Genomic DNA, 24,040 nt, shown 5'->3' with positions numbered 1-24,040 from the left:
GCAGCGGCGTTACGCAGAGAGATCGACCCTCTCCATATGGGCCTCCCGCCCCTCAGGCGCAAGGGCGGGGGGTCAGAAGGCGTAGGCGACCTTGGCCACCAGGGCGTCCTCGTACTGCTCGCCGAAGGTGTCGGCGTTGGTGTCGTAGTAGCGCAGGTCGAGGTCCAGCGCGTCGGTCAGCGCATAGGTCACGCCCGCGTTCCAGCCGGTATAGTCGGGGGCGCCGGTCTGTTGGCGACGTCCCACGGCGGCCGAGCCGTTCAGGCGGTCGTTGAAGTCCCAGCCGACCTGGCCCTCGATCCAGGTGAAGGACTGGGTCGAGCCAGCGGCGTCTGGCGAATACTGGACCTGGAGACGCGCCCTGGCGGGGCCGATGGAACGGCTGATGTTGCCGGTCAGCTCCCAGCCGTCCTCGTCATAGCCTGCCTCGGCGTCGAGGCGGTTCTTGTAGGCGGCGTTGAAGTCGAAGCTGTAGCCGAAGGCCTCGGGCTGGTAGCCGATCACGAACTCGGCCTCGACATTGGAGCCGCCCGCCTGGATCGTCTCGAAGCCAGGGGCGACGTAGAAGAGGCCGTCCGCGCTTTCCCAGGTCGCCGAGCCGAAGACGTAGCCGTCATTGCCGGACTTGGACGCCGCCTTGGAGCGGTTGTCCGTCCCCGCCCCCACCTCGAACGACCAGGCGTCCCGCGACGCCGATGGGCCTGAGGCGGATTGGGCCGCCGCAGGGGTGGCGAGGACGGCGGCGGCGAGGACGGCGAAAGCGGTGCGGATCATGAGGGCTCCAACGCGCGAGAGGCGAGTTGGAGCCGCCCTTAACTCGCTCTGGTCTTGATGGCGAATTCTTCCGTGGCCTGAGCGAACTCTTGTCGCAGGCGGGCGACCAGTTCGGCGGTGGGCAGGACGTCGTGGATGGCGCCCGCGCCCTGGCCGGCGGACCAGACGGTCTTCCAGGCCTTGGCCTCGTCGCCCATGTCCAGCTTGTGCTCGGGCAGGTGTTTGGGGTCGATCCCGTTCTCGATCAACGACTTGCTCATGAAGTTGGCCGGAATGCCGGAGACGGCCGGGGTATGGACGATGTCGGTCGAGCCGCTGTCGATGATCATCTGCTTATAGGCGTCGACCGCCATGGCTTCGGTCGTGTTGATGAAGCGGGTGCCCATATAGGCGAAGTCGGCGCCCAGCATCAGGGCCGCCGCGACATCTTGTCCGGTCGAGAGGGCGCCGGACAGGATGATGGTCCCCTTGAAGAAGCTGCGGACCTCGTTGACCAGGGCGAAGGGGTTGATGATCCCGGCATGGCCGCCGGCGCCGTTGGCGACCAGGATCAGGCCGTCGACGCCCGCCTCGGCCGCCTTCCTGGCATGGCGGATGTTGGCGATGTCGTGGAAGACCTGACCGCCGTAGCCGTGGACCGCATCCACCACGTCGCGCACCGCGCCCAGGGAGGTGATGATCAGCGGCACCTTCTCCTCGACCGAGACCATCATGTCGGCCATCAGCCGGGGATTGGTCGGATGGACGATGTGGTTGACGCCGAAGGCGGCGGCCTCGGGCTTCAGCCGGCCCTTGATCTCGTGAATCCAGTCGCGATAGCCCTCGGTCGTGCGCTGGTTCAGCGACGGGAAGGTGCCGATGATCCCGGCATTGCAGGCCTCGACCACCAGATCCGGGCCGGAGACCAGGAACATGGGCGCCGAGATGATCGGCAGGATCAGGCCTTTTTGAAGCGAAGCGGGAATGGCCACGAGCGTCTCCTGGGTTTTGTTTCGCTACGCTTAGCGGGGTATCGCGGGGGAAGGCAATCGGGCGAAATGTACGGTTTCCACCCGAAAAAAATGGAGTCTATTTTCGTCCATTCTGGAAACTGCACTCCGGAGAAGCGGGTGCAGTATGCAAAAGAGTGCAATTTGGCGGTCGTGGTCGGATGCGGTCTCCGAAGCGCCCCCAGGGGGCAGGGACAGCGATTATAGGCGGGTTTGCGGGCGTGATGGGTTGAAGGCCGATTTTGAAGATCAAGCGGTTGATTTGACGACCTAAATGTTCGGAAATTGGGATAGCTGGCCGATGCCGTTCCTTCTCCCCTTGCGGGAGAAGGTGGCCCGAAGGGCCGGATGAGGGGGCTGCCGGTGGGCCAGTTCGCGACACCGTGCCCCTCACCCTTGAGCGCCAGGACGACGGCTGCGCCGCCGTGCGCTCAAGCCCTCTCCCGGCGGGAGAGGGAGATCGGTGAGGATTTTCTTACGCGCCGCAAACGCCTAAATGCGCCCCATGACCCACTACACCGACAACCTCAGCCAGCTCGGCGCCCAGACCGCCGCCCCCACCAGCCCCGAGACGGCCGTGTTGGAGCGGGTGCCTAACCCGCATGCGGATACGCTCTATCTGGCCCGGTTCACGGCGCCCGAGTTCACCAGCCTGTGCCCGGTGACGGGCCAGCCGGACTTCGCCCATATCGTCATCGACTATGCGCCGGGCGACTGGCTGGTCGAGTCCAAGAGCCTGAAACTGTACCTGACCAGTTTCCGCAACCATGGCGCCTTCCACGAGGACTGCACCGTCGCCATCGGCCGGCGGCTGGCGGACCTGCTGGCGCCGAAATGGCTGAGGATCGGGGGGTATTGGTATCCGCGCGGGGGGATCCCGATCGATGTCTTCTGGCAGACGGGCGTGGCGCCAGAGGGGCTGTGGCTGCCGGATCAGGGTGTGCCGACGTATCGCGGGCGGGGGTGAGGGCTTGCGTCCTTCTCCCGCATGGGGAGAAGGAGCCTCCATCCTCTTTCGTCATTCCGGGTCTACGCTGTGCTTTGCCCGGAATGACGAAAGGTCGTAAGCGGGCTGATGTCTCGCGGTCAGTTGGGAAAGGTTGCGCCTTCGCGGCGTCCGTGTTCGGTCATGGCGTCGTATTGAGCGCTGGCGGCGTTGATCTGGTCATTCGTGGCTGAGGCCGCCGCACGACCGGCCTGGCAGTCTGCGGCGGATCGGATGCTGGCTTCGTAAAGTTCGGCGCCGTGTTGCGCGATCCGGGCGTGGTTGAGTTCGTGGGTCTTGAGGGCTGCGAAATATTGATCCCAGGCCTGTCGGTCGCGTGAACTCAATCTCTCGCGGTTCTGAAGGTCGGGCAGGGTGATCGCGATTGTGTAGGTCACTCTGACGGAGCTGGGATCGCATCGGCCGTCAACGGTGGAAAACTGGGTTGTGTATTTCCATACGGTCGTGGCGTCGTGGCGGTTTCCATCCAGGCTTGGACGGATACGGTTCATTTCGGTTCTGATCGCCCGCGCATTCGTCGCATCAACGACGTAGCCGTAGAGGGTGGTGTTGGGAAAGGCCGCCGCTTCGGGCGCGGCGAGCCGCAGTCGTTCGGACGCTTCCGGTACGGGCGCTACCGCATCCGTCGCCTGTAACGCCAAGACCAGTAGAAGGTGCAAGATCATGGGCCGCCCCCGGTTTCCAACATGGTCTCATCGAATGCCATGGGACGCCAGTCCGCCGACATTCACTTCGAGGTTTGTGTGTCCCCTCATCCGCCGGCCTGCGGCCGCCACCTTCTCCCGCAAGGGGAGAAGGAGTGACCCAACGTCTTCTCCAAGAAGTCCTGGGGGGCGTCGTCTTCTCACGGGCGCCAAGACCTGGTGCACCGGCCGGAGAAAGAAGGTTCAGGCGGTGCGGGCCAGTGAGGTTGTCGCGCGAGGCCAGGCGACCGGGGCCAGGGCCTCGACCGCCGGCTTGGCTAAGAGATAGCCTTGCATAAGATCGACGCCCAGGTCGCGCAGGACGTCGTGTTCGGCCAGGGTCTCGACCCCTTCGCAGACCGGCTCGACGCCCAGGTCGCGCAGCATGTTCAGGGTGTTGCGCACGATGGTGCGCTTGACCGGGTCGGTGTCGATGTCGCGGATCAGGGCCATGTCCAGCTTGACGATGTCCGGCTGGAACAGGGCCAGCAGACCCAGGCCCGCATAGCCGGCGCCGAAGTCGTCGATGGCGGTCTTGAACCCCATGGCCCGATAGGAGCGCAGGATGTTCAGGATGTGATCGGCGTCCATCGCCTCGCTCTCGGTGAACTCGAAGATGATCCGGTTGACCGGGAAGCCGGTGCGCATGGCGGCGGCCAAGGTGGTGCGGATACAGGCGCGCGGTTCATAGACGGCGTTAGGCAGGAAGTTGATCGACAGGTTCGCGCCCTGGGCGGTCATGTCGAGGCCTGCCGCCAGTTCGATCGCGGTGGTGCGGCAGACCTGGTCAAAGGCGTAGCGGTTGTCGGCGGAAATCTGCGCCAGGACCTGACCGGCGCCGGCACCGTCCTTGCCGCGCACCAGGGCCTCGTAGGCGAAGACCGTCTGGGTGGCCACATCGACAATGGGCTGAAACGCCATGGTGATGGGCAGGTCGAAGCCCGCTCCGTCTTTGCAACCCACACAGGACATCGGCCGTAACGTCTCCAGTTAAGGCGCTGATGTTAGAGAGGAAAGATTAATATCCGCCACTGCTCCGCTTAGGGCAGGCGCGTAACCTTGGCGGCCATGTCCGGGCGGGGGCGTTCCAGGGCGGGTTCGGTCAGGGTGCCGATATGGATGAATCCGGCGACGGTTTCGCCTTCGGTCAGGCCGAACAGAGCGGTGGCCTGGGGGTCATAGCTGTACCAGTCGGTGATCCAGCTGGAGGAATAGCCGAAGCCGCCGGCGGCGTGTTCCAGGTTCATGCAGACGGCGCCGGCCGACAAGTGTTGCTCCCAGATCGGCTTGGCGTTGGGAACGGGGGCCGAGACGACCAGGATGGTGACAGGGGCGGCGGTCAGCTTGGCCAGGACCGCCTGGTGCTTGGCCGGCCGGTTGTGAAGTTCGGCCAGGACGGTCAGTTTTTCGGCGATCTCGGCGCGGCTGAGGGGGCCCAGGACCACGAACCGCCAAGGGAAAAGCTTGCCGTGGTCGGGGGTGCGGGCGCCCAGGGTCAGGATTTCGTCCAGTTCCGCGTCCGTAGGGCCGGGGGCGGCCAGGGCCTGGGCTGGGGCGGAGCGGCGCTGGGCCAGGCGGTCGCGCAATTCCTGCGACGGGACGGGAGCGGGCAGGGGCTGGTTCAGCTCGGTCATGCCGCCTAGCTAGGCTTTCGAGGCCGCATTCGCCATAGTTCGGGCATGAGCAATTCCGACGAGCCGAAATGGGCTGCGGGTCTGGCGAAACCGCCGGCCTGGCGCGCCGAGACCGAGGAGACGGTGTTCGAGAACCCTTGGATACGCTTGACCCGGCACAGGGTCCTCGCCCCGACCGGCAATCCTGGCGACTACGCCGTGATGCGGCCCAAAAACGCGGCGACGGGCGTACTGCCGGTGCATGACGACGGGACGGTGGTGCTGGTGGGGCAACAGAGGTTCGCCCTTGGGAACTACTCCTGGGAAATGCCCGAGGGCGGGGCGCCCCTGGGCGAGGATCCGTTCGACGGGGTCCGGCGCGAACTGGCCGAGGAGGCGGGGCTCGAGGCGGCGCAGTGGGTTCCGGCCCTGACGATGGAGCTGTCGAACTCGGTCACGACCGAGATGGCCCACACCTGGATCGCCTGGGGACTGAGTCCCGTGCCGGTGGCGCCGGACCCGACCGAGGTGATCGCCGTGGTGCGGGTTCCCTTCCTCGATCTCCTGGAGGAGATCGGGCGCGGGACGGTGCGCGACAGCCTGACGGTGGCGACCGCCTACAAGGCCTATCATATGGCCCATAACGGGGAACTGCCTCCGGCGCTGGCGCAGGCCATGCTGGGGCGGGTATGATGTCGTCGAAGGAGCCCGGCATGGCCAAGCTTGAAATCGTCGCGGACACCGACAGCGTCTGGCGCCAGCTGCGCGCATCGGCCGAGGCCGCCTCGCGCGAGGAGCCCCAGCTGGGCTCGCAGATGAACGCCGTCATCCTGTCGCACGACGATTTAGCCGGCGCCCTCAGCTTCCAGATCGCCCGCAAACTGGCCGACGGGGAAATGAGCGCCATGTCGGTGCGCGAGGTCTGCCTGTCGGCTTTCGTCGCCGACCCGGCCATGGTCGCGGCGGCCGAGGCCGATCTGCAGGCGGTGGCCGAGCGCGACCCTGCCATTCGCAACCTGTTGCAGCCCTTCCTGTATTTCAAAGGCTTCCAGGCGCTTCAGGGCTGGCGCGTGGCCCATTGGCTGTGGGGGCAGGGGCGCGAGACCCTGGCCTTCCATTTCCAGAGCCGGATCTCCGAACTGTTCCAGCTGGACATCCATCCGGCCGCGCGGCTGGGCAAGGGGCTGTTCCTGGACCACGGCACCGGCATCGTCATCGGCGAGACGGCGGTGGTCGGCGACGACGTTTCGATGCTGCACAACGTCACCCTGGGCGGCACGGGCGCCGAGCGCGGCGACCGCCATCCCAAGATCGGCAAGGGGGTGCTGCTGGGCGCCGGGGCCAAGGTGCTGGGCAATATCCACGTCGGCGACTACGCCAAGGTGGCGTCCGGCTCGGTGGTGCTGAAGGATGTGCCCTCGGGCTGCACCGTGGCGGGGGTGCCGGCGCGGCTGGTCAACTGCCCGACCAGTGCGGAACCGGCGCGGACGATGGACCATACGCTGGCGGACGTGGTGTACGACTTCGTGATCTGAGGGGAAGAGCGGCTCTTCCACGGAGGGCTATTCCTCTATTGCTGGGCGACGGTCCGCGTCACGGTGCGGGCGAAAAGCGGGACCAAGGCCATCAAGGCCGCCAGGATCCAGAAAGCCGCTTTCAGGCCCGTGAGATGGGCGACGAAACCCAGGCCTGCCGGTCCGATCAGAATGCCGGCGTAGCCCGTGGTCGTGATCGCCGCGACCGCCAGGCCGGAAGGCATGACGGTCTGGCGGCCGGCCAGGCGGAACAGCACCGGCACGATGTTCGACGCACCCAGGCCGATCAGCACGAAGCCGCCTATGGCGACAGGCGCGGCCGGCGCCAGAAGCAGGAGGGCGAACCCGCTCAAGGCGATCAGACCGCCCCAGAACAGGGTGCGGAAATCGCCCAGACGCGCGGTTACGCCGTCGCCGACGAAACGTCCCGTCGTCATGGCGATTGAGAACACGATATAGCCGATCCCGCCCTGCGACAGGGCGACCAAGCCGGCGTCAGTGATCAGTAGGGCGCTCCAGTCCAGTATCGCCCCTTCGGCGAGGAAGGTCGCAGCCGCCAGAGCGGCCAACACCAGGACGACGCCCCGTGGAGCCGCGAACAGGGGCGTGTCCAGGGCGACTTTGGCTTTCAGCAGACGGGGCCAGGCGAACAGAATCGTCGCGCCCACGCCGACGGCCCCGGCGAAAGCGCAGGCCACTGGCGCGACTCCCATCGACAGCAGGGCGGTGACGAAGGCCGCACCGGCGAAGCCGCCGATGCTGAACAGGGCGTGGAAGCCGGACATCAGTGGACTCGGCGCATCCTTCTCGACATCGACAGCATGAATGTTCATGGCGACGTCCAGCGAGCCGAGACCCGCCCCGAAGACGAACAGGACAAGGCCCAGGGTCAGGGGCGTTGATGCGAGGGCCAGGAAGGGCAGGGCGGCGGCCATCAGCAGGCCACCTAGCACGATGACTGGCCGCGCGCCGTAGCGGGCGCTGGCCACGCCGGTCAGGGCCATGGCCAGGACAGAGCCCAGGCCGAGGCACAGCAGCAACAAGCCCAATGCGCCGTCATCGACACCCAGCCGCGCCTTGGCGAAGGGCACCAGCGGCGCCCAGCTGGCCAGGCCGAATCCTGCCGCCAGAAAGGCGAGACGGGTCGCCAAACGCGTCTGCGGCCGGTCGTTCGATGTGATCATTTTCGTCTTTCTACCCGGCGTGACGCGGCATGAGGTCCAAGGCGCGCGCTGCCCGGATCACGGTGACGCCGGCGGATTGGAAGCCGGCGCACAGGGCGTCTGGCGCGTCATGTTCAACGATCAGCGTGTCGAGGGTCGCGCAGGAGGCGACGTGGTGGGGGGCGACCCGGCCAAGCTTGTCATTCGTGACCAGGGCGACCAGTCGCTGGCCGGCGGCGGCGGCGGCCCGTTTCAGTTCGGCCTCCCGATCATCAAGGGCGGAGATCCCCGCGCTTGGATCGGCGGCGCAAGCGCCGATAAAGGTCAGCGCCGGTCGATACTGCGCCACCTGGGCCGTCGCCGTGGCGCCGAGCGCGCCGTCAAGGTCTGGGTCGACGTGGCCGCCGATCAGGAACAGTTTGACCTCGGGCCGCCGATAGATGGCGGCGGCGACGGCGACGGAATTGGTGACGACGGAGACGGGCTGACCGCGCACCAGGGACTCCGCCAGCAGCAGGTGGGTGGTGCCGGCGTCGATATAGACGGTCTGGTCCGGCGCGATCAGCGACGTCGCCGCCCGGGCCAGAGATCTTTTGGCGGGGAAGTCGCGGTCGACCCGGTCGATGAAGGGCGGGGCGTCGTTCAGGGGCAGGGCGCCGCCATAGACGCGGCGGCATTTTCCGGCCTCGGCCAGATCGCGGAGATCGCGGCGTATCGCGTCCTCGGAGACACCGAATTCTTCCGCCAGCTGATTGGCCATGACCGGCTGATCAGCGGCCAGGCGTTCGAGTATGATATCGCGTCGCCGCTCGGGTGCCGTTTTGATGTGCATAAACGTGCATATACTTTTGCACGTTCTGAATTGCAAATGCGCATTCTTGCACGTTTTGGATGGAGCCTGATTGGTGAACGCTTTGTTGGCGGGGCGGCGTTGTACAGGGACTAACCCCGCTGCTGCGGAAAATGTCCGGCGCTGGTTTCCCTTCAGGCCCGACTTCTCTAGGGTCCGCCGCCAACCCAAGACTATGAGGCCCCCTGTGAAAGACACCGACCTGAAGCGCATCGAGGCCCACCTCAAGCGCACCTTCAACACCGGCGGCATCATCGTGAAGGCCCGTCCCAAGCAGAACGACTCGGCCGAAGTCTATGTCGGCGACGAGTTCATCGGCATCGTCTTCGAGGACGAGGACGAGGAAGGCTCGTTCATGTTCGAGATGGCGATCCTGGCCGAAGACCTGCCGGAATAGGCTGTCGTCCCATTCGTGATCGTCCGGCGTAGACCGGGCGATCACGCACGACGGCGGGCGGGGGCCTCTAGAGCCAGCCCGCCGCTTTCAGCACGGGGCCGTGGGTCCGGCTGACCGGCGCCGTCAGGCCGCCGACGAGGCGGATTTCGCCCGTCCCGCGCCGCCAGCGCACCTCTTCCACCGCATCGGCCGCCACCCACCATGAGCGGTGGACCCGCCATCCGTGCGCGCGTGACAGCTCGTTCAGCGCGTCGGCGAACCGCAGGGTGATCAACTCTGCGCCGGCATCGGTATGGACCCTCAGATAATGGTCGTGCGCCTCGATGGCGATCAGTCGGGCGCTGCGGCGTCTGGCCGAGAGTCTGCGGCGGAAGACCGCCTCGGCCTCAGGCAGGGGCAGGACGACGAGGGTGCGGGTCTCGACCCGCGTGGGAAGCCGACGCCAGACCAGGGCCCTGACCGCCATGGCGGCCAGCATGATGGGCCAGACTTGCCAGAGCAGCGGCAGATAGATCGACCAGCGCCGCTCTGCGAACATCAGGTGCTGGGTCACGACGACGAACAGGGTCACCAGCGGCGTGGCGAGCGCCGAGGTGACGACAACCCGTCTCCACAGGGCGGGCAGGCGCCGGCCCAGGCTCTCGTCCACCGCGACCGCGATCAGCCCGCCGCCCAGCATACAGGTCAGCCAATAGGCGTAGCGGGGCGCGAGGGGCGTATCGTCCGAGTCGAAGGGGCCGAGGAAACCCAGCAACAGCCCCATGGCGGCGAGCATGACGGCGTCGACGGCCCAGCCTCGCGCGGACTTCGCTCCGATGATGCTCTTCGCCCTGTGGCCCATGCCGTCCCGTTCGCGCACCCACGGCGCCGTTCGCGAAGTCGGGCCTAGCGAGCCGACGGCCGCGCGGCAATGGCGTTGGGCGAGAACCAACCCCTGATCGGAACACCCATGTCGCAATCCTGGCTCATCGCCGCCCTGACCCTCATCGTCTCCACCGTCGCCGCCCCAGCCTTGGCCCAGGCGCCGGGAGCCGACGTCGATGCGCGGCCCGATCCGGCCGTGGTCTGTCATGTCGGCGTCTATCGGCTGGGCGACGGCAGTTGGGTGGATGTCGCGCCGCTGGCGGACGCGGGGCTGAGGTGGCGTCGGCTGGACGGGTCCACGGCCAGGATGATGCTGGACGCCCAGGGTCGTTGGATCAGCACCCTGGGGTTCACCGATCGCGTCGAAGGTCCGCAGCCTCAGCTTGGACCCTGCGAAGAGGGACGGATTGCTTTTGAGGGTCAGACCGGCCGCTGGCTGGCTCTGGATGTGCGCGAGGCGCGTTTCGTCGGCCATGGCGGGACGCACCTGAAAGGACGGCTGATCCTTCCGCCGGGCGACGGGCCGGTCCCCATCATGGTCGAGGTGCATGGTTCGGAAGGCGCCAATGCGCTGGACTTCAACGCCTTCCAGCGGTTCGCCCCCGCCGAGGGCGTGGGCGTCTTCGTCTACGCCAAGCGGGGCTCGGGCGGATCGGAGGGGCGTTACACCCAGGACTTCCATGTGCTGGCCGAGGACGCCGCCGCTGCTGTGATCGAAGCCCGTCGGCTGGCCGGAGATCGTGCGGGCCGTGTCGGCCTTCACGGCGCCAGCCAGGGCGGCTGGCTCGCGCCGCTGGCCGCCAGCCTGACGCCGGTGGACTTCGTCACCGTGGGCTTCGGCCTGGCCTATGGCGCGCTGGCCGAGGACAGCGACCAGGTGATGCTGGACCTGAAGGCCAAGGGCTGGGGCGCCGATGTGCTGGAACAGGCGCGCGAGATCACCGATGTGACCGGGGCCTTCATCGCTTCGCACGGCGCGGTCGGCTTCGACGGTCTGGAGGCCGTTCGGGCCAGATATCGCGGCCAGCCCTGGTTCGCCGACATCAGGGGCGAGTTCACCGGCTTTTTGCTGAACACGCCGAACGACCAGATCGTCGCCATGGCCCCGGCGCTCGATGTCGGAACCTCGTGGGACTATGACCCGCTGCCGGTGCTGAGCCGTCTGGACGCGCCCATGCTGTGGATCCAGGCGGAGGATGACACCGGCGCGCCGCCCGACGCCACGCGGCAAAGGCTGATCGACCTGGCGGCCCAGGGGCGGCCGGTCACCCTGCTGGAATACCCCGACACCGACCACGGCATTGTCCGGTTCGAGACGGCGGCGGACGGCAAGCGCACCGCGATCGGCTATGCGCCCGGCTATTATCGGGCCGTGCTGGATTGGGCGCGGACGGGGCGGCTGGGCGGCGTATATGGCGAGGGGCGTCTGCTGGCGACGCCCAGCCCGTGAAATGCGGTTCGGGCTCGCCCTGCGACATCGTGCGCGGGGCGATCCTGAGAACGTTCTCAAAAATGGCTTGACGGTTCGCCGCGTCCCGTCCCTAATCTGCGCCGAAAGGGCGGCGGATCGATCGCTCGGGAGCAGACGCACAGGGTGAAGGGTCGGAACGTCGTCGTTCCGCCGCGCCTGTCCGCCTGTCTTCCGATCCGTCAGACGCACGCCTCCTGGTTCATCCTGCGAGGAAAATCCGATGCGCGCGACTGTGTCCCTGATGGTGCTGGCCCTGGCCGTAGGCGGCAGCGTCCCTGCCTTTGCCCAGACGGCTGCGGTTCCCGAGGCCTCGCGGGCCCATCCGGCCCTGTGGCCCCATGCGGCGACCCCGGCGGCGATCAGCGACGCGCGGACCGAGGCCTTCGTCACCGAACTGATGGCCAAGATGACGCTGGAGGAGAAGGTGGGGCAGTTGATCCAGGCCGACATCGCCTCGATCACGCCGGACGATCTGAAGACCTATCCGCTGGGCTCGATCCTGGCGGGCGGCAGCTCCGGCCCGTGGGGGGACGACAAGGCGACGGCGCAGAAATGGCTGGACCTGGCCCGCGCCTTCCGTGCCGCCAACGAAGCGCGCGGGGGAACGACCATTCCGCTGATCTACGGCATCGATGCGGTGCACGGGCACAACAACGTCCCCGGCGCGACCATCTTCCCGCACAACATCGGCCTGGGCGCGGCGCGCGATCCGGACCTGATCCGGCGCATCGGGGCCGCGACGGCGCTGGAGGTGGCGGTCACGGGGGCGGAATGGACCTTCGGCCCGACCCTGGCCGTGCCGCGCGACGACCGCTGGGGTCGGTCCTACGAGGGCTACGCCGAAGACCCCGAGGTCCAGCGGTCCTACGCCGGGCCGATGACCCTGGGGCTTCAGGGCGAACTGCAGCCGGGCCGGCCGCTGTCGCCGGGCCATATCGCCGGATCGGCGAAACACTTCCTGGCCGACGGCGGCACCTTCGAGGGCGAGGACCAGGGCGATTTCCGGGGCACGGAGCAGGAGCTGATTGACGTGCACCTGGGCGGCTATGTCCAGGCCATCGACGCGGGCGTGCTGTCGATCATGGCCAGTTTCTCGGGCTGGAACGGCTACAAGCACTCGGGCAACCCGACCCTGCTGACCGACGTGTTGCGGGGGCCGCTGGGGTTCAAGGGCTTCGTCGTGTCCGACTGGAACGCCCATGGGCAACTGCCGGGCTGCACCAATGAGAGCTGCGCCCTGGCGGTCAATGCGGGCATCGACATGCTGATGGCGCCCGACAGCTGGAAGCCGCTGTACGCCTCGACCCTGGCCCAGGCCAGGTCGGGCGAGATCCCGATGACGCGGGTGGACGAGGCGGTGCGCCGCATCCTGGTCGCCAAGGTCAAGACCGGCCTGTTCGAACCTACGCGGCCGATGGAGGGCCGGTTCGAAGAACTGGCCTCGCCCGCGCACCGCGCCCTGGCGCGCGAGGCGGTGCGCAAGTCGCTGGTCCTGCAAAAGAATGACGGCGTCCTGCCGGTCCGGGCCAATGCGCGGGTCCTGGTGGCGGGCACAGCGGCCGACGACATCGGCCAGGCCTCGGGCGGCTGGACCCTGAGCTGGCAGGGGACGGGCAATTCCAACGCCGACTTCCCCCAAGGCCAGTCGATCTGGGGCGGGATCGAAGAGGCGGTCAAGGCCGGGGGCGGAACCGCGACCCTGAGCGCGGACGGGAGCTTCACCCAGAAGCCAGACGTCGCCATCGTCGTCTTTGGCGAGACCCCCTATGCCGAGTTCCAAGGTGATGTGGACAATCTGGACTATGTGCCCAGCGCGCCGCTGGAGACGCTCAAGCGATTGAAGGCGGCGGGGATCCCGACCGTCTCGGTCTTCCTGTCGGGGCGGCCGATGTGGACCAATCCGGAGATCAATGCGTCGGACGCCTTTGTCGCCGCCTGGCTGCCGGGGACCGAGGGCGGCGGGGTCGCCGACATCCTGGTGGGCGGGGCCGACGGCAAGCCGCGCAACGACTTCATCGGCAAGCTGTCGTTTAGCTGGCCCAAGGATGCGACGGGGACGCCGCTGAACCACGGCCAGCCGGGCTATGACCCGCAGTTCGCCTATGGGTATGGCCTCAGCTACGCCGCCCCGGCGACGGTGGGGATGCTGTCGGAGGAGAGCGGGGTCTCGGCCCAGGCGACCAATCTGGACCGCTATTTCGTCGACGGCCGGTTCGTGTCGCCGTGGAGCCTGCTGCTGAACGACGCCGGGGGCCAGACCCGACCAGGCACGGCCAAGACGGCGACCAGCCCGCGCGCCGGCGTGGCCTCGCGCCCGGTTGACGACCTGGCCCAGGAAAGCGGCCAGCAGTTCGCCTTCGCCGGCGCCGGCGTCGCCAGCATCGAGATCTGGGGCACGCCGGTCGATCTGACGCGTCAGGCCAATGGGGCGGTGGCCCTGGGCTTCCGCTACCGCGTGGACGCCGCGCCTAGCGCGCCGGTGGCCTTCAAGCTGGGCGGCGGGGCGGTGGACCTGACCGGCCTGCTGCGCGCGGCGCCAGTCGGTCAATGGCGCGAGGCCCGCATCCCCCTGACCTGTTTCCGCACCGACGGCGGAGATCTGTCGAAGGTCGAGGTTCCGTTCCACATGGCGACCAGCGGGAGGCTGACGGTGTCGGTGTCGGAGATCAAGCTGGACTCCAGCCAGACGGAGACGCGCTGTCCGGCGTGAGGGCTGGCGGCGGTCGCAAGGCCGCCTGTGTCGCCTGAGGAAAGGCTAAGCCGTCCCGACGCACCGTGCCAAGGTGTCACGCAGCCATTGCTGGGCCGGATCGCTTTGAAGGCGTTCGTGCCATGTCAGGATTTTGGTGAAGCCGGAGACCGTCAGGGGCGGCGGTTGGATCACCAGGTCCGTCGCGTCTGCCACCAGCCGACTGGGGACCATGGCGGTCAGGTCCGAGTGCCGAACCAAGTCGATCAGCACGAGAAAGCTTGGCACGACCGCGGCCACGCGGCGGCTGCGCCCGACGGCGGCGAGCGCCTTGTCCGTCGCGCCGCGAAACTGCGATCCGTCGTGCGACATGAGGGCGTGATCCAAGCTGCAGAACGTCTCCAGATCCAGCGGCGCCCCGGCGGCGGGATGGCCTCGCCGCATGACGCAGACATAGTGCTCCTCGAACAGGGTGCGGCTGCGCATGGTGTCGAGCGCCATATCCGGCGTCACCAGCGCCATATCCAGATCGCCGCTCTCCATCTGCGGCCCCAGGCTTGCGAGATCGACAGGGCGGACCGAGGTCCGCACCTGTGGCGCGGCGCTCCGTAGCGCGGCGACGAAGGGGACGAGCACGGCCTTCTGCGCATAGTCGGTGGCGGCGATCCTCACCGTCAGAGCCGCCTCGGCCGGCCGAAATTCCTTTGGCGTCAGCATAGCTTCGATCCCGAACAAGGTCTCTCGAAGCGGCGCCGCTAGGGCTTCGGCCCGGGGCGTGGGCAGGACGCCGCGCTGGGTCCGGACAAACAGCGGGTCGCCGAACGTCTCCCGCAGCCGCGTCAGCATCCCGCTCACCGCCGGCTGGGTCAGGCCGAGCCGTTCCGCCGCCCGGGTGACGGATCGGGTTTCCAGCAAGGCGTGAAGCGCCTTGAGCAGGTTCAGATCGACGGTCTTGATATCAGTCATAATGATAGTTGGGATACATAATGGCGATTGGTTTTATATGTGATGCGCGCCCATTCTCCCACCACCAAACGCCGCAACGGCGATGAAAAGAGGAGATCGACATGAGCGACATCATCTGGCCTGCCGGCTATGTCCCGGGCTTCACCGACAACTACTGCTCCAACGAAGTCATCGTGACGGGTCTGACGACGGCGGACATCTGGCCCTTCCTGAACATTCCGACCCGGTGGCCGGACTATTACAAGAACAGCGCCGACGTCCGCTTCTACGACGACAAGGGGCCCGAGCTTGAGAACGGCGTCCGCTTCTTCTTCAGCACCTTCGGCTTCCCGGTCGAATCCCAGGTCGTAGAACATGTCGCTCCGGTCAAGGGCCAGCCGGCCCGTGTGGCCTGGCACGGCTGGTCGGGTGAAGAGGGTGCGGCGGACCGCCTGGATGTGCATCACGCCTGGCTGATCGAAGACCTCTCAGGCGACCGTGTCCGCATCCTGACCCAGGAAACCCAGAACGGCGCTCCCGCCAAGGATCTGGCAAAGGCCGTCCCCAACCCGATGATCAACGGCCATCAGGAGTGGTTGGACGGTATGATCGCCGCCGCACGCGCCGCTAAGGCATAGCGCCAAAGCGAGATGTCCAAGCGCCTATCCGCAATCCGATTTCACCAAACCCCCGCCACCCTAATGTTCGGTCGTCATAAGGAGGCGGCGACAGTCGCTCTACCGCCATCAGGCGATGCTGGTCAGCGGCTCGGGCTTGGCGGCCGGCTGTTTCGAACGGCGCCGCGCCTAGACGCCCGTTTCTATTGCGCCGTCTTGCGCCGCGCCTCGAAGACCTCGAACTTCTCGCCCACGTCGATGTCCAGCGCCTTGGCGCGGTCCAGGTCGTCCTGCCCGCCCGTGTCGCCCAGGGCCTGTCGAGCCAGGCCGCGGCCGTAGAGGGAGGCGGGGAGGTTGGGCAGGGTGGCGAGAACTTGGTCGTAGGCGGTCTTGGCCTCGTCGAAGCGGCCCAGGTGGAGCAGGGCCATGGCGCGGCTGTCCACGAAGGCGGCGACGCCGGATTCGGCGGCGATGTCGCAATCGGCCAGAGCCTGGTCCAGGTCGAAGCCGCTGATGGCCTGACTCCAGCACACGCCGTTCATCAGGGCGGAATCGCCGCCGGCCAGTCGGCGCATGGCGTCGAAGTCCGACCGGGCGCCGGCGGCGTCGCCCAGGGCGGCGCGCGCTTCACCGCGCAGGGACAGAAGACCGAAGTTGTCGGGGGAGGCCGTCAGGCCGGCGTCGAGCGCGGGCAGGGCCTCACGCAGGCGTCCGTCGGCCTTGCCTAGGGTGAGCAACCGATCCAGGGCCGCATAGCTTTCGGGCGTGTCTTTCAGCTTGGCGGCGATCTGGGTGCGGGCCTCTTCGGCGCGACCCAGGCGACCCAGGGCCCGCGCCTCGCCCCACAGGCCGCTGTCGTCATCCGGGCTTGCGGTTTTCAGGGCGCGGTAGTCGCCAAGCGACCGGTCGAACCGGCCCAGTTGGTAGTAGGCCTCTCCACGACCGGACAGGGCGCTGGTCTGAGTCGGATCCAGGCGCAGGGCCACGGTGAAGCTGACGACGGCGTCGGGGTATCGCCCCTCGACCAGGGCGACCCGGCCCTGACCCACGGCGGCGTCGACATCGGCCGGGTCCAGATCGACGGCATGGTCATAGTCGGCCCGGGCGCCGGCGTAGTCTCTCTCGTACAGGCGCACCTCCGCTCGTTTGCGACGCGCCTCGGCGTTGTCGGGTTCGGCGGTCACGGCCGTGTCCAGCAGGGCCAAGGCGCCTTCCGCGTCGCCGCTCTGGCTGAGGTTTTCTGCCCGTTCGATCAGCTCGGCGACATCGTCGTCGCCCGGGGCCAGACGGGCGCGGTCAGCGGCTGTGGCCTGATAGCCGGCGGGCGCGCGCAGGCGCAGCACCGTGTCGACCATAGCCTTGGCGCGGGTGCGGGCCTGGGCCATGTCTTCGGCCGTGATCTCTGGTGTCAGGCTGGTGATGGTTCGCACAGCCTCGACGACGCCGTCATTCAGGCTGGCCTGACGAGACACCCGATAGCCGCCGCCTTCCACCGTCTGGTCGCCGCCTTCCAGCCTGAAGCCCACGCCGCCGTTCGGCAGGAGGACGCGCACGGAGGTGCGGTTCATATAGGGGTGGGAAATGGCGTAGGGCTGGTCCTTGTATTGGGCCAGCAGGCCCGTGCGTTCGTCCTGATGGGAGATGAAGACGGAGACCTCGGGCAGGCCCATGACGCGTCCGCCGCCGACGCCGTTGACCCAGGTCATCCGGATCTTACCGCCGATCAGGATGTGAAAGACGTTGGAGTCGTCGTCGTAGCGGGTGTCGACGGTTTCGACCTTCACGGCGTCGTTCTTGTCTTCGACGGAGGCGGTCATGGCGGTTTGCAGTTGCTCGCGCGTGACGGCGCTCATCTGGCGGCGCATCTGCAGGGCGGCGCCGCCATAATAGGCCAGGTCCATGGTGAAGGGCGCTTGGGCGTCCAGCCCGGCTGTGGCGTCCAGGGTTGTCGTGGTCTCGAAACCCGGCGTCCTAAGCAGCGGCTGGACGATGGGCTCGAAGGCGGCCCCTTGCGCCTTGATCGGCAGGGCCCACCGATAATCGGGCGGGGTCAGGTCCTCCAGCGTCCGGTCGCCGCTCGAAGCGCCGTCCATCCAGTAGGGTTTCCCGTCGATGATGGCCCGAACGAGAACGTGATCGAACCAGGCCATGGCGGGCAGCCGCTCGGGCAGGCCGTCGCCGTTTTCGGTGCTGACCAGGACCGCTTCGGCCTCGATGCCCAGGCCGTGCAGCAGGGCGAGCAGGAGCACGGTCTTGCCCTTGCAGTCGCCGTAGCGGCTGCGCCAGACCTCGTCGGCGGCGGTGGGCACATAGCCGCCTTCGCCCATGGACAGGGCCAGGTAGCGCACCTCGTCCTGGACCAGACGAAGGGCGGCTGCGGCGCGCGCTTCAGGCGTGGCCTGGGCGGCGCGGATTTCCTCGATCAGCGCCGTGAGGGGCGAGCCCGCCTCCAGAGTCGAGGCGCGTTCATAGAGGGGCGCCATCAGGGCGGAGGGGGCGCTCCAGTCGGCGAAGTCCGTGAACTGAACGATGCGCGGCATTCTGAAACGACCGGGCAGGTCGTCCGGCAGCCGGACCGGCGCGAGGTCGCGCGCGTCGATTTCGAAGACCTGGTTTCCGCCGATCCGCCGCGGTTGGATATCGGCCCAAGGTTCGGCGGCCTCGACCCTGAGCGGGCTGCCGACGGGCCAGCTGGCGCGCAGGCGATAGTGATCGATCTTCAGGCCAGAGTTGGCGTTGACGAGGTCTTCCTGGTGTGGGGCGAGCACGCCGCCCGTGTCGTGAATGGTGAAGGCGGTCTCCAGAATGTCCCCGACCCGCAGGTCGCGAGGCTGGAGGGTGGCGGTCAGCCGGCCGTCCAACATCGAGGATTCCAGATTGTTCTCGCGCTGGATGATCTGGAAGCTTTGATCCTGAAGCACGTCGATGACTTGATCGCCGCGCAGGATGCGCACGGCGTGAACCTGAACCGTCTCGGACGACGGGTCCCAGGTCGCGGTCACATTGTTGAGGTTCGAGAGGCCCTGGGCGGTCTGCACCAGGGAGCGACGGCCGTAGTAAACATGCACGCCGTCGGCGTCGAAGTGGACCTGATCGTCGACGGAAAGAACCCGAATGGGAGCGTCGTCAGTGACCGCCGGACGCGGGCTGGGCGACGAGGCGACAACCCAGACCGGCGCCGGCGCCCGCTCGACTTCCTGCGCCCACGTCGGCGCCGCAGCCGAAATCACCCACGCGGCCGCAGCCGCCATCAAGAACCGTCTCATGCCCAAATCCCCCTGGTCGTCCGATGCCTAGCACGACGACCGCCGGACGCCATAGACCACAGGTTTCATTCAGGAGTCTCTGACGAACATCGATCAGGCGAGGGCGCAATCACCCCGCGTCGGCGATGAAGGTCAGGGTGTGGGTGTAGCTGCGGTAGGGGGTGAGGCTGCCGGCCGGGGCGGCGGTGCGGTGGCGGACCTGGGTCATATAGGCGCCGGGGGCTGAGACGCGCAGGGTCACGACACCCGAGGCGTCGGTGGCGGTTTCGGCCTCGATCTTCTTGCCGTCGTACAGGCCGGCTTCGCGGAAGACGGTGACGGGGGCGTTGGCCAGGGGCTGGCCGTCGAACAGCAGGCGGAAGCTCGCGTCTTCGCCGGCCACGATCGCGTTCGGCTGGATCAGGGGCTGGAGTTCAAGGCCCTGGCCGGTGGGTTTCAGGGCGGCGTCGTCGGGGGCGCCGCGCACGACATAGACCTCGGCGACGGTGATGCTCTGGACATCGACCAGTTCGGCGTCGGGCGGGGGCGGCGTGTCTTCCTCTCCGACCATCTTCCAGCCGGAGGGGGTGTTGTACATCTTGGCTGCGCGGCCGGCGCGGGGGCCGGACGACAGGCGGTACAGGCCGTCCACCGGGGTCGGCGCCTCGAACACCGCCAGGTCGCGCAGATAGGTGACGGCGCTTATCGGCGCAGCGCCATTGGGGCCGACGACGTGGAAGCTGTCGGAGCGCATGACCACTTCGGCGTTGAAGACATCCTCGGTGAAGGCGGCCTCGACCGTGACGTGGTCACGCCGACCGGCGTCGAACAGGTTCGGCCGCAGATAGGGGGAGTGGGCCTGGGCCGCCCCGGCGCTCCAGACCGCCAGGAGGGAGGCCAGCAGGCCGGCGTGGATGGTGGGTCGGGTCATGGGGCGTTCCTCCGCTTTCGGGCGGGAGATTATAAGATTGAGAGTCGTTTGCAATTCATTTCAGCTTGCACGACCGGGTCGTGCGCGGGCAGGCTGGCGGTTCAGACATCCCCGCTTTTGAGGTTTCCATGCCCGTCAAGACCGTCGCCGAATTCGTCTCCGCCTATAGGGAGAAGGACGTCAGCCCCGAGGCCTTTGAGCTGGAGAACCCGTATCTGCTGGAGGTGCGGCTGAACGGGTCGGTCTGGGCCAAGTCCGGCGCCATGGTGGCGCGGACCGGTCAGGTGAAGTTTACGCGCCAGGGCCTGATGGAGCAGGGGCTCGGCAATCTGCTGAAGAAGGCGGTCAGCGGCGAGGGCATGGTGCTGATGAAGATGGAGGGCCAGGGGCGGGTCTATCTGGCCGATACGGGCAAGAAGATCACCCTGCTGCGGCTCGACAACGAGACCATCTTCGCCAACGGCAATGATGTGCTGGCGCTAGAGACCGGCGTCAGCAACCAGATCACCATGATGAAGCGGGTCGCCGGAATGATGTCCGGCGGCCTGTTCAATGTGAAGCTGAGCGGCAGCGGCATTGTGGCCATCACCTCTCACTATGATCCGCTGATCCTCAAGGTCAGCGCGGCGACCGGGCCGGTGTTCACCGATCCGAACGCCACCGTGGCCTGGTCAGGCGGCCTGTCGCCGGAGATCGCCACCGACATCTCGTTCAAAACCCTGATGGGCCGGGGCTCGGGCGAGAGCATCCAGATGAAGTTCGAAGGCGAGGGCTGGGTCGTGGTCCAGCCCTATGAGGAAACCTATATGCAGGCCAGCAGCGGGGGCTGACGGGCGGCAGGCGGCCGCTTCTCAAGCCGTCATCGTCGCCCTTGTGGCGAGGATCCAGACTCCCGGTGTATCCGTAGCATGCGCCGCCGTTTGATACCGGGCCTATGGATCCTAGGGACAAGCCCTAGGATGACGGAGATGAAGGGGTAGGGGCGACGACTTGGCTCTACGCCACCTCGGCGAGCGCCTCTTCCGCCGCGACCCAGGCGGCTTCGGCCGTTGCGAGGTCGGCCTCGGTCTTGGCGCGGGCGCGGGTCAGGCCTTCCAGGGCCTTGGGATTGTTGACCGAGGCGGTGGCCATGTCGTCGTCGATGCGGGCGATTTCGGCGGTCAGGCGGGCCATGGTCTCCTCCGCCTTCTTGACCGCGTGACGCAGGGTCGAGGGCGAAGGCCCTGATTTGCGGTCGTTCTTCTTGCCCTTGTTGTTCTGGGCGGCGGGAGCGGCGGCGGCCTCTTCCTTCTTGATCTGGCTGGGCTTGGCGATGGCCTGTTTGGCGCGGTCCAGCACGAACTTGGCGTAGTCGTCCATGTCGCCGTCGAACGGCTTGACCGTGCCGTCGGCGGCCAGCCACAGCCGGTCCGCCACCATCTCCATCAGCGAGCGGTCGTGGGTGATCAGGATGACGGCGCCGTTGTAGTCGTTCAGGGCGTCGAGCAGAGCCCGGCGGCTGTCGATGTCCAGGTGGTTGGTCGGTTCGTCGAGGATCAGGACGTGGGGCGCGTCCATGGCCACCATGTTCAGCAGGAGGCGGGCGCGCTCGCCGCCCGACAGGCTGTCGACCGTTGTCTCCTGTTTTTCATAGCCCAGGCCGAACTGGGCCAGTTTGGAGCGGCGGGCGCTTTCGGGCGCGTCCGGCATGGCGCGGCGGATGATCTCCAGCGGGGTGTCGGTGGGGTCCATCGCCTCGATCTGGTGCTGGTGGAACCAGCCTACGCGCATCTTCCTGTCGCGGTGCAGTTCGCCCTCGGACACGTTCAGGGCGCCGGCGATCATCTTGGCGAACGTGGACTTGCCGGCGCCGTTGACGCCCAGCAGACCGATCCGGTCGTCCAGATCCATCCGCAGGTTCAGATTGCGCAGGATCGGCTTGCCGACGTCATAGCCGACATTGGCCCGCTCCAGCCGGATCAGCGGCGGGGCCAGTGGGCGCGGCGGCGAGGGCAGGGTGAAGGGGGCGACCCGTTCCTCGATCGTGGTGGCGACGGGCTGCATCTTCTCCAGCCGCTTCATCCGCGACTGGGCCTGGGCGGCCTTGGAGGCCTTGGCCTTGAACCGGTCGACGAAGGCTTGGAGGTGGGCGCGTTCGGCGTCCTGCTTGGCCTTGGCCGACAGCTGCAGCCGGGCCTTCTCGGCGCGGGCCTTTTCGAAGGCGTCGTAGTTGCCGGTGTAGAGGGTCAGGGTGTGGTTCGCGAGGTGCAGGATATGGGTGCAGACCTCGTTCAGCATCTCGCGGTCGTGGGAGATGATCAGGGCGGTGTGCGGGTATTTCTTCAGCCGCGCCTCGAGCCACAGGGCGCCTTCCAGATCGAGGTAGTTGGTCGGTTCGTCGAGCAGCAGCATGTCCGGCTCGGCGAACAGGGCGGCGGCCAGGGCGACGCGCATGCGCCAGCCGCCCGAGAACTCGGACATGGGTCGGGCCTGGTTCTCCTGGTCGAAGCCGAGGCCGACCAGGATTTCGGCGGCGCGGGCCGGGGCGGCGTCGGCGTCGATCTCGATCAGGCGCGACCAGATCTCGCCCATCTCTTCCGGCTCAGCGGTCTCCAGCCGGCCCAGCAGGGTGTGGCGTTCGACGTCGGCCTCAAGGATGGTGTCGATGACGCTGACGGGGGTGGCCGGGTGTTCCTGATCGACCGAGCCGATGCGGGCGGTCTTGGGCAGGCTGATCTCGTCGCCGGCGGCGTGAAGCTCGCCCAGGATCAGTTTGAACAGGGTGGACTTGCCGATGCCGTTGCGGCCCACCAGACCGACCTTGGAACCGGGCGGCAGGCTGACGGAGGCGTCCACGAGGAATTTGCGGCCCCAGGCGTTGAAGGTCAGGTCGGTGATCTGGAGCATGGGAGGCGCAATGGACTTTCTGACCGGTCATCTCTATATGACCAGTCATGACGTATGATCTTGTTAGCGGCGAGGTCGTCATAACGGCCACGGAGTTCAAGGCCAAGTGCCTGGACCTGCTCGATCGCGTGAACTCGGGCGAGATCCGCAGGGTTCGCATCACCAAGCGCGGCAAGGAAGTGGCGGTAGTGGCGGGTGCTGCTGCGCCAGCGGATAGAGGCGACTTCATCGGCTGGCAGGCTGGAAGCGTCAGTCTGCCGGACGATCTGGACATCGACGGTCCCATCTATGACCCCGAAGTGGATGGCGTCTGTGACCCGATGAGCGGTCTGCGTTGAGCTTGAGGCCGATAAGGGCCGTGGGGCGAGGGCTGGGGGCTATGTCCAAGGCCGGGCAGGCCCAAGCTGCAATTCTGTTGGACACCAATGCGATCATTCGGGCGCAACTGGATCGCGACCTGGGCTCGGAGGCGCGGGCCGCAATACAGTCCGCGCAGGCAGAAGACGGAATCCTCGTGTCTGTGGTCTCCGCATGGGAGATCGGACTGCTGGCGCGCAATCGGCAAAGCCCGACAGGGCGATTGTTTCAACCCGACGCCGCGAGCTGGTTCGACAATGTCCTCAGCGCGCCGGGGGTTCGGATCGCTCCGATGAACCATCAGATCGCGTTTGCGGCGTGGAACCTGCCGGAGCCGATCCATGGCGATCCGGCTGATCGGCTGATGATCGCCATAGCGCGCGAACTGGATGTGCCGCTCGTCACCCGCGACCGCGCCATTCTGGATTATGCCGCCGCCGGTCACGTGCGCGCCATCGCCTGCTGATAAGACGGGCTTGGCGCGGGGGCGGGGCGTCGCTATAAGCCCGCGACCCTTAATCTCCCTAACAAGAAGTCAATTCCCATGACCGAACGCACCTTCTCGATCATCAAGCCCGACGCGACCCGCCGCAACCTGACCGGCGCGATCAACGCCGTGATCGAAGGCGCCGGCCTGCGCATCGTGGCCCAGCGCCGCGTCAAGCTGTCGACCGACCAGGCCAAGAAGTTCTACGAAGTTCACGCCGAGCGTCCGTTCTACGGCGAACTGGTCGAGCAGATGACCGCCGAGCCGGTGGTCGTGCAGGTGCTGGAAGGCGAAAACGCCGTCGCCGCCTATCGTGAAGTCATGGGCGCCACCAACCCGGAACAGGCTGCCGAAGGCACGATCCGCAAGCAATTCGCCCTGTCGATCGGCGAGAACTCGGTCCACGGCTCGGACAGCCAGGACAACGCCAAGCTCGAGATCGCGCAGTTCTTCACCGAAGACCAGATCGTCGGCTAAGGCGCTCAAGCCGCGAGGGACCGCGTCCCGAGCGTAGCGCGAAGATACAGAGGCCCGCGTC

General features: G+C 67.2%; 23 protein-coding genes. 11 read left to right on the top strand and 12 right to left on the bottom strand.

The window, feature by feature from the left end; translation table 11 throughout:
• Positions 1–72: 72 nt before the first annotated feature.
• The gene (locus tag PKE72_RS17235; RefSeq protein WP_271166583.1) at positions 73–774 is read right to left on the bottom strand and encodes a TorF family putative porin; all 702 of its coding nucleotides are present in this window, start codon (positions 772–774) and stop codon (positions 73–75) included.
• 38 nt (positions 775–812) lie between these two features.
• Positions 813–1,745 carry an NAD(P)H-dependent flavin oxidoreductase gene (locus PKE72_RS17230; protein ID WP_271166582.1) on the bottom strand — a complete coding sequence of 311 codons (933 nt, stop codon included), beginning with the start codon at positions 1,743–1,745 and terminating at the stop codon, positions 813–815.
• A 523-nt stretch (positions 1,746–2,268) separates the two neighbouring features.
• Here PKE72_RS17230 and queF point away from each other — a divergent pair.
• Positions 2,269–2,730, top strand: coding sequence for a preQ(1) synthase (queF, locus tag PKE72_RS17225; RefSeq protein WP_040349994.1), 462 nt, complete (start codon positions 2,269–2,271; stop codon positions 2,728–2,730).
• A 119-nt stretch (positions 2,731–2,849) separates the two neighbouring features.
• Here queF and PKE72_RS17220 read toward each other — a convergent pair whose 3' ends face one another.
• From PKE72_RS17220 to PKE72_RS17210, 3 genes are all read right to left on the bottom strand, one after another.
• Positions 2,850–3,434, bottom strand: a complete 585-nt coding sequence (locus tag PKE72_RS17220) for a DUF922 domain-containing protein (protein ID WP_271166581.1) — start codon at positions 3,432–3,434, stop codon at positions 2,850–2,852.
• 222 nt (positions 3,435–3,656) lie between these two features.
• Positions 3,657–4,424, bottom strand: coding sequence for an EAL domain-containing protein (locus tag PKE72_RS17215; protein ID WP_271166580.1), 768 nt, complete (start codon positions 4,422–4,424; stop codon positions 3,657–3,659).
• A gap of 68 nt (positions 4,425–4,492) precedes the next feature.
• Positions 4,493–5,086, bottom strand: a complete 594-nt coding sequence (locus PKE72_RS17210) for a nitroreductase family protein (protein ID WP_271166579.1) — start codon at positions 5,084–5,086, stop codon at positions 4,493–4,495.
• A gap of 45 nt (positions 5,087–5,131) precedes the next feature.
• Between PKE72_RS17210 and PKE72_RS17205 the strand changes: the two genes are divergently transcribed.
• The gene (locus PKE72_RS17205; protein ID WP_271166578.1) at positions 5,132–5,758 is read left to right on the top strand and encodes an NUDIX domain-containing protein; all 627 of its coding nucleotides are present in this window, start codon (positions 5,132–5,134) and stop codon (positions 5,756–5,758) included.
• A 20-nt stretch (positions 5,759–5,778) separates the two neighbouring features.
• Complete coding sequence (gene cysE, locus PKE72_RS17200; protein WP_271166577.1) at positions 5,779–6,600, top strand: serine O-acetyltransferase; 822 nt, start codon at positions 5,779–5,781, stop codon at positions 6,598–6,600.
• A gap of 35 nt (positions 6,601–6,635) precedes the next feature.
• Here cysE and PKE72_RS17195 read toward each other — a convergent pair whose 3' ends face one another.
• Positions 6,636–7,784 (bottom strand): MFS transporter, encoded by a 1,149-nt coding sequence (locus PKE72_RS17195; RefSeq protein ID WP_271166576.1) that lies wholly within the window; start codon positions 7,782–7,784, stop codon positions 6,636–6,638.
• Between the two features lie 10 nt (positions 7,785–7,794).
• Positions 7,795–8,595, bottom strand: a complete 801-nt coding sequence (locus tag PKE72_RS17190) for a DeoR/GlpR family DNA-binding transcription regulator (protein ID WP_271166575.1) — start codon at positions 8,593–8,595, stop codon at positions 7,795–7,797.
• A gap of 205 nt (positions 8,596–8,800) precedes the next feature.
• Between PKE72_RS17190 and PKE72_RS17185 the strand changes: the two genes are divergently transcribed.
• The gene (locus PKE72_RS17185) at positions 8,801–9,010 is read left to right on the top strand and encodes a DUF3126 family protein (protein ID WP_008261149.1); all 210 of its coding nucleotides are present in this window, start codon (positions 8,801–8,803) and stop codon (positions 9,008–9,010) included.
• Between the two features lie 67 nt (positions 9,011–9,077).
• On the opposite strand, the gene PKE72_RS17180 is transcribed toward PKE72_RS17185, so the two are convergent.
• Positions 9,078–9,869 (bottom strand): LytTR family DNA-binding domain-containing protein, encoded by a 792-nt coding sequence (locus tag PKE72_RS17180; protein WP_271166574.1) that lies wholly within the window; start codon positions 9,867–9,869, stop codon positions 9,078–9,080.
• Positions 9,870–9,959: 90 nt separating this feature from the next.
• On the opposite strand from PKE72_RS17180, the gene PKE72_RS17175 reads away from it, so the two are divergent.
• Both PKE72_RS17175 and PKE72_RS17170 read left to right on the top strand, forming a co-directional pair.
• Positions 9,960–11,324 carry an alpha/beta hydrolase family protein gene (locus PKE72_RS17175; RefSeq protein ID WP_271166573.1) on the top strand — a complete coding sequence of 455 codons (1,365 nt, stop codon included), beginning with the start codon at positions 9,960–9,962 and terminating at the stop codon, positions 11,322–11,324.
• A gap of 241 nt (positions 11,325–11,565) precedes the next feature.
• Positions 11,566–14,055, top strand: coding sequence for a glycoside hydrolase family 3 protein (locus tag PKE72_RS17170; protein WP_271166572.1), 2,490 nt, complete (start codon positions 11,566–11,568; stop codon positions 14,053–14,055).
• Positions 14,056–14,100: 45 nt separating this feature from the next.
• On the opposite strand, the gene PKE72_RS17165 is transcribed toward PKE72_RS17170, so the two are convergent.
• The gene (locus tag PKE72_RS17165; RefSeq protein WP_271166571.1) at positions 14,101–15,000 is read right to left on the bottom strand and encodes a LysR family transcriptional regulator; all 900 of its coding nucleotides are present in this window, start codon (positions 14,998–15,000) and stop codon (positions 14,101–14,103) included.
• Positions 15,001–15,101: 101 nt separating this feature from the next.
• Here PKE72_RS17165 and PKE72_RS17160 point away from each other — a divergent pair, with 101 nt between their 5' ends.
• Entirely contained in the window at positions 15,102–15,617 is a 516-nt protein-coding gene (locus PKE72_RS17160) for an SRPBCC family protein (protein ID WP_271166570.1), read from the top strand.
• Positions 15,618–15,799: 182 nt separating this feature from the next.
• Here the strand turns inward: PKE72_RS17160 and PKE72_RS17155 are convergent, their stop codons facing one another.
• Positions 15,800–18,862 (bottom strand): DUF3857 domain-containing protein, encoded by a 3,063-nt coding sequence (locus PKE72_RS17155; RefSeq protein WP_271166569.1) that lies wholly within the window; start codon positions 18,860–18,862, stop codon positions 15,800–15,802.
• A gap of 109 nt (positions 18,863–18,971) precedes the next feature.
• Complete coding sequence (locus PKE72_RS17150) at positions 18,972–19,772, bottom strand: DUF4198 domain-containing protein (RefSeq protein ID WP_271166568.1); 801 nt, start codon at positions 19,770–19,772, stop codon at positions 18,972–18,974.
• A 128-nt stretch (positions 19,773–19,900) separates the two neighbouring features.
• Here PKE72_RS17150 and PKE72_RS17145 point away from each other — a divergent pair, with 128 nt between their 5' ends.
• Complete coding sequence (locus PKE72_RS17145; RefSeq protein ID WP_271166567.1) at positions 19,901–20,602, top strand: AIM24 family protein; 702 nt, start codon at positions 19,901–19,903, stop codon at positions 20,600–20,602.
• A gap of 166 nt (positions 20,603–20,768) precedes the next feature.
• Here PKE72_RS17145 and PKE72_RS17140 read toward each other — a convergent pair whose 3' ends face one another.
• Positions 20,769–22,658, bottom strand: a complete 1,890-nt coding sequence (locus PKE72_RS17140) for an ABC-F family ATP-binding cassette domain-containing protein (RefSeq protein WP_271166566.1) — start codon at positions 22,656–22,658, stop codon at positions 20,769–20,771.
• A 47-nt stretch (positions 22,659–22,705) separates the two neighbouring features.
• Between PKE72_RS17140 and PKE72_RS17135 the strand changes: the two genes are divergently transcribed.
• The 3 genes from PKE72_RS17135 (at position 22,706) to ndk (ending at position 23,979) form a co-directional block, all read left to right on the top strand.
• Positions 22,706–22,996, top strand: coding sequence for a type II toxin-antitoxin system Phd/YefM family antitoxin (locus tag PKE72_RS17135; RefSeq protein WP_271166565.1), 291 nt, complete (start codon positions 22,706–22,708; stop codon positions 22,994–22,996).
• A gap of 41 nt (positions 22,997–23,037) precedes the next feature.
• A complete protein-coding gene (locus PKE72_RS17130) occupies positions 23,038–23,481 on the top strand; it encodes a type II toxin-antitoxin system VapC family toxin (RefSeq protein ID WP_271166564.1) in 444 nt (147 codons plus the stop codon).
• A gap of 78 nt (positions 23,482–23,559) precedes the next feature.
• Positions 23,560–23,979, top strand: a complete 420-nt coding sequence (gene ndk / locus PKE72_RS17125) for a nucleoside-diphosphate kinase (protein WP_271166563.1) — start codon at positions 23,560–23,562, stop codon at positions 23,977–23,979.
• Positions 23,980–24,040: the final 61 nt, after the last annotated feature.

It is taken from the genome of Brevundimonas intermedia, assembly GCF_027922165.1.
Taxonomy (GTDB): Bacteria; Pseudomonadota; Alphaproteobacteria; order Caulobacterales; family Caulobacteraceae; genus Brevundimonas; species Brevundimonas intermedia.
Note: the sequence above shows the minus strand (reverse complement) of the source record. Positions and strands in the feature narration are given on the sequence as shown.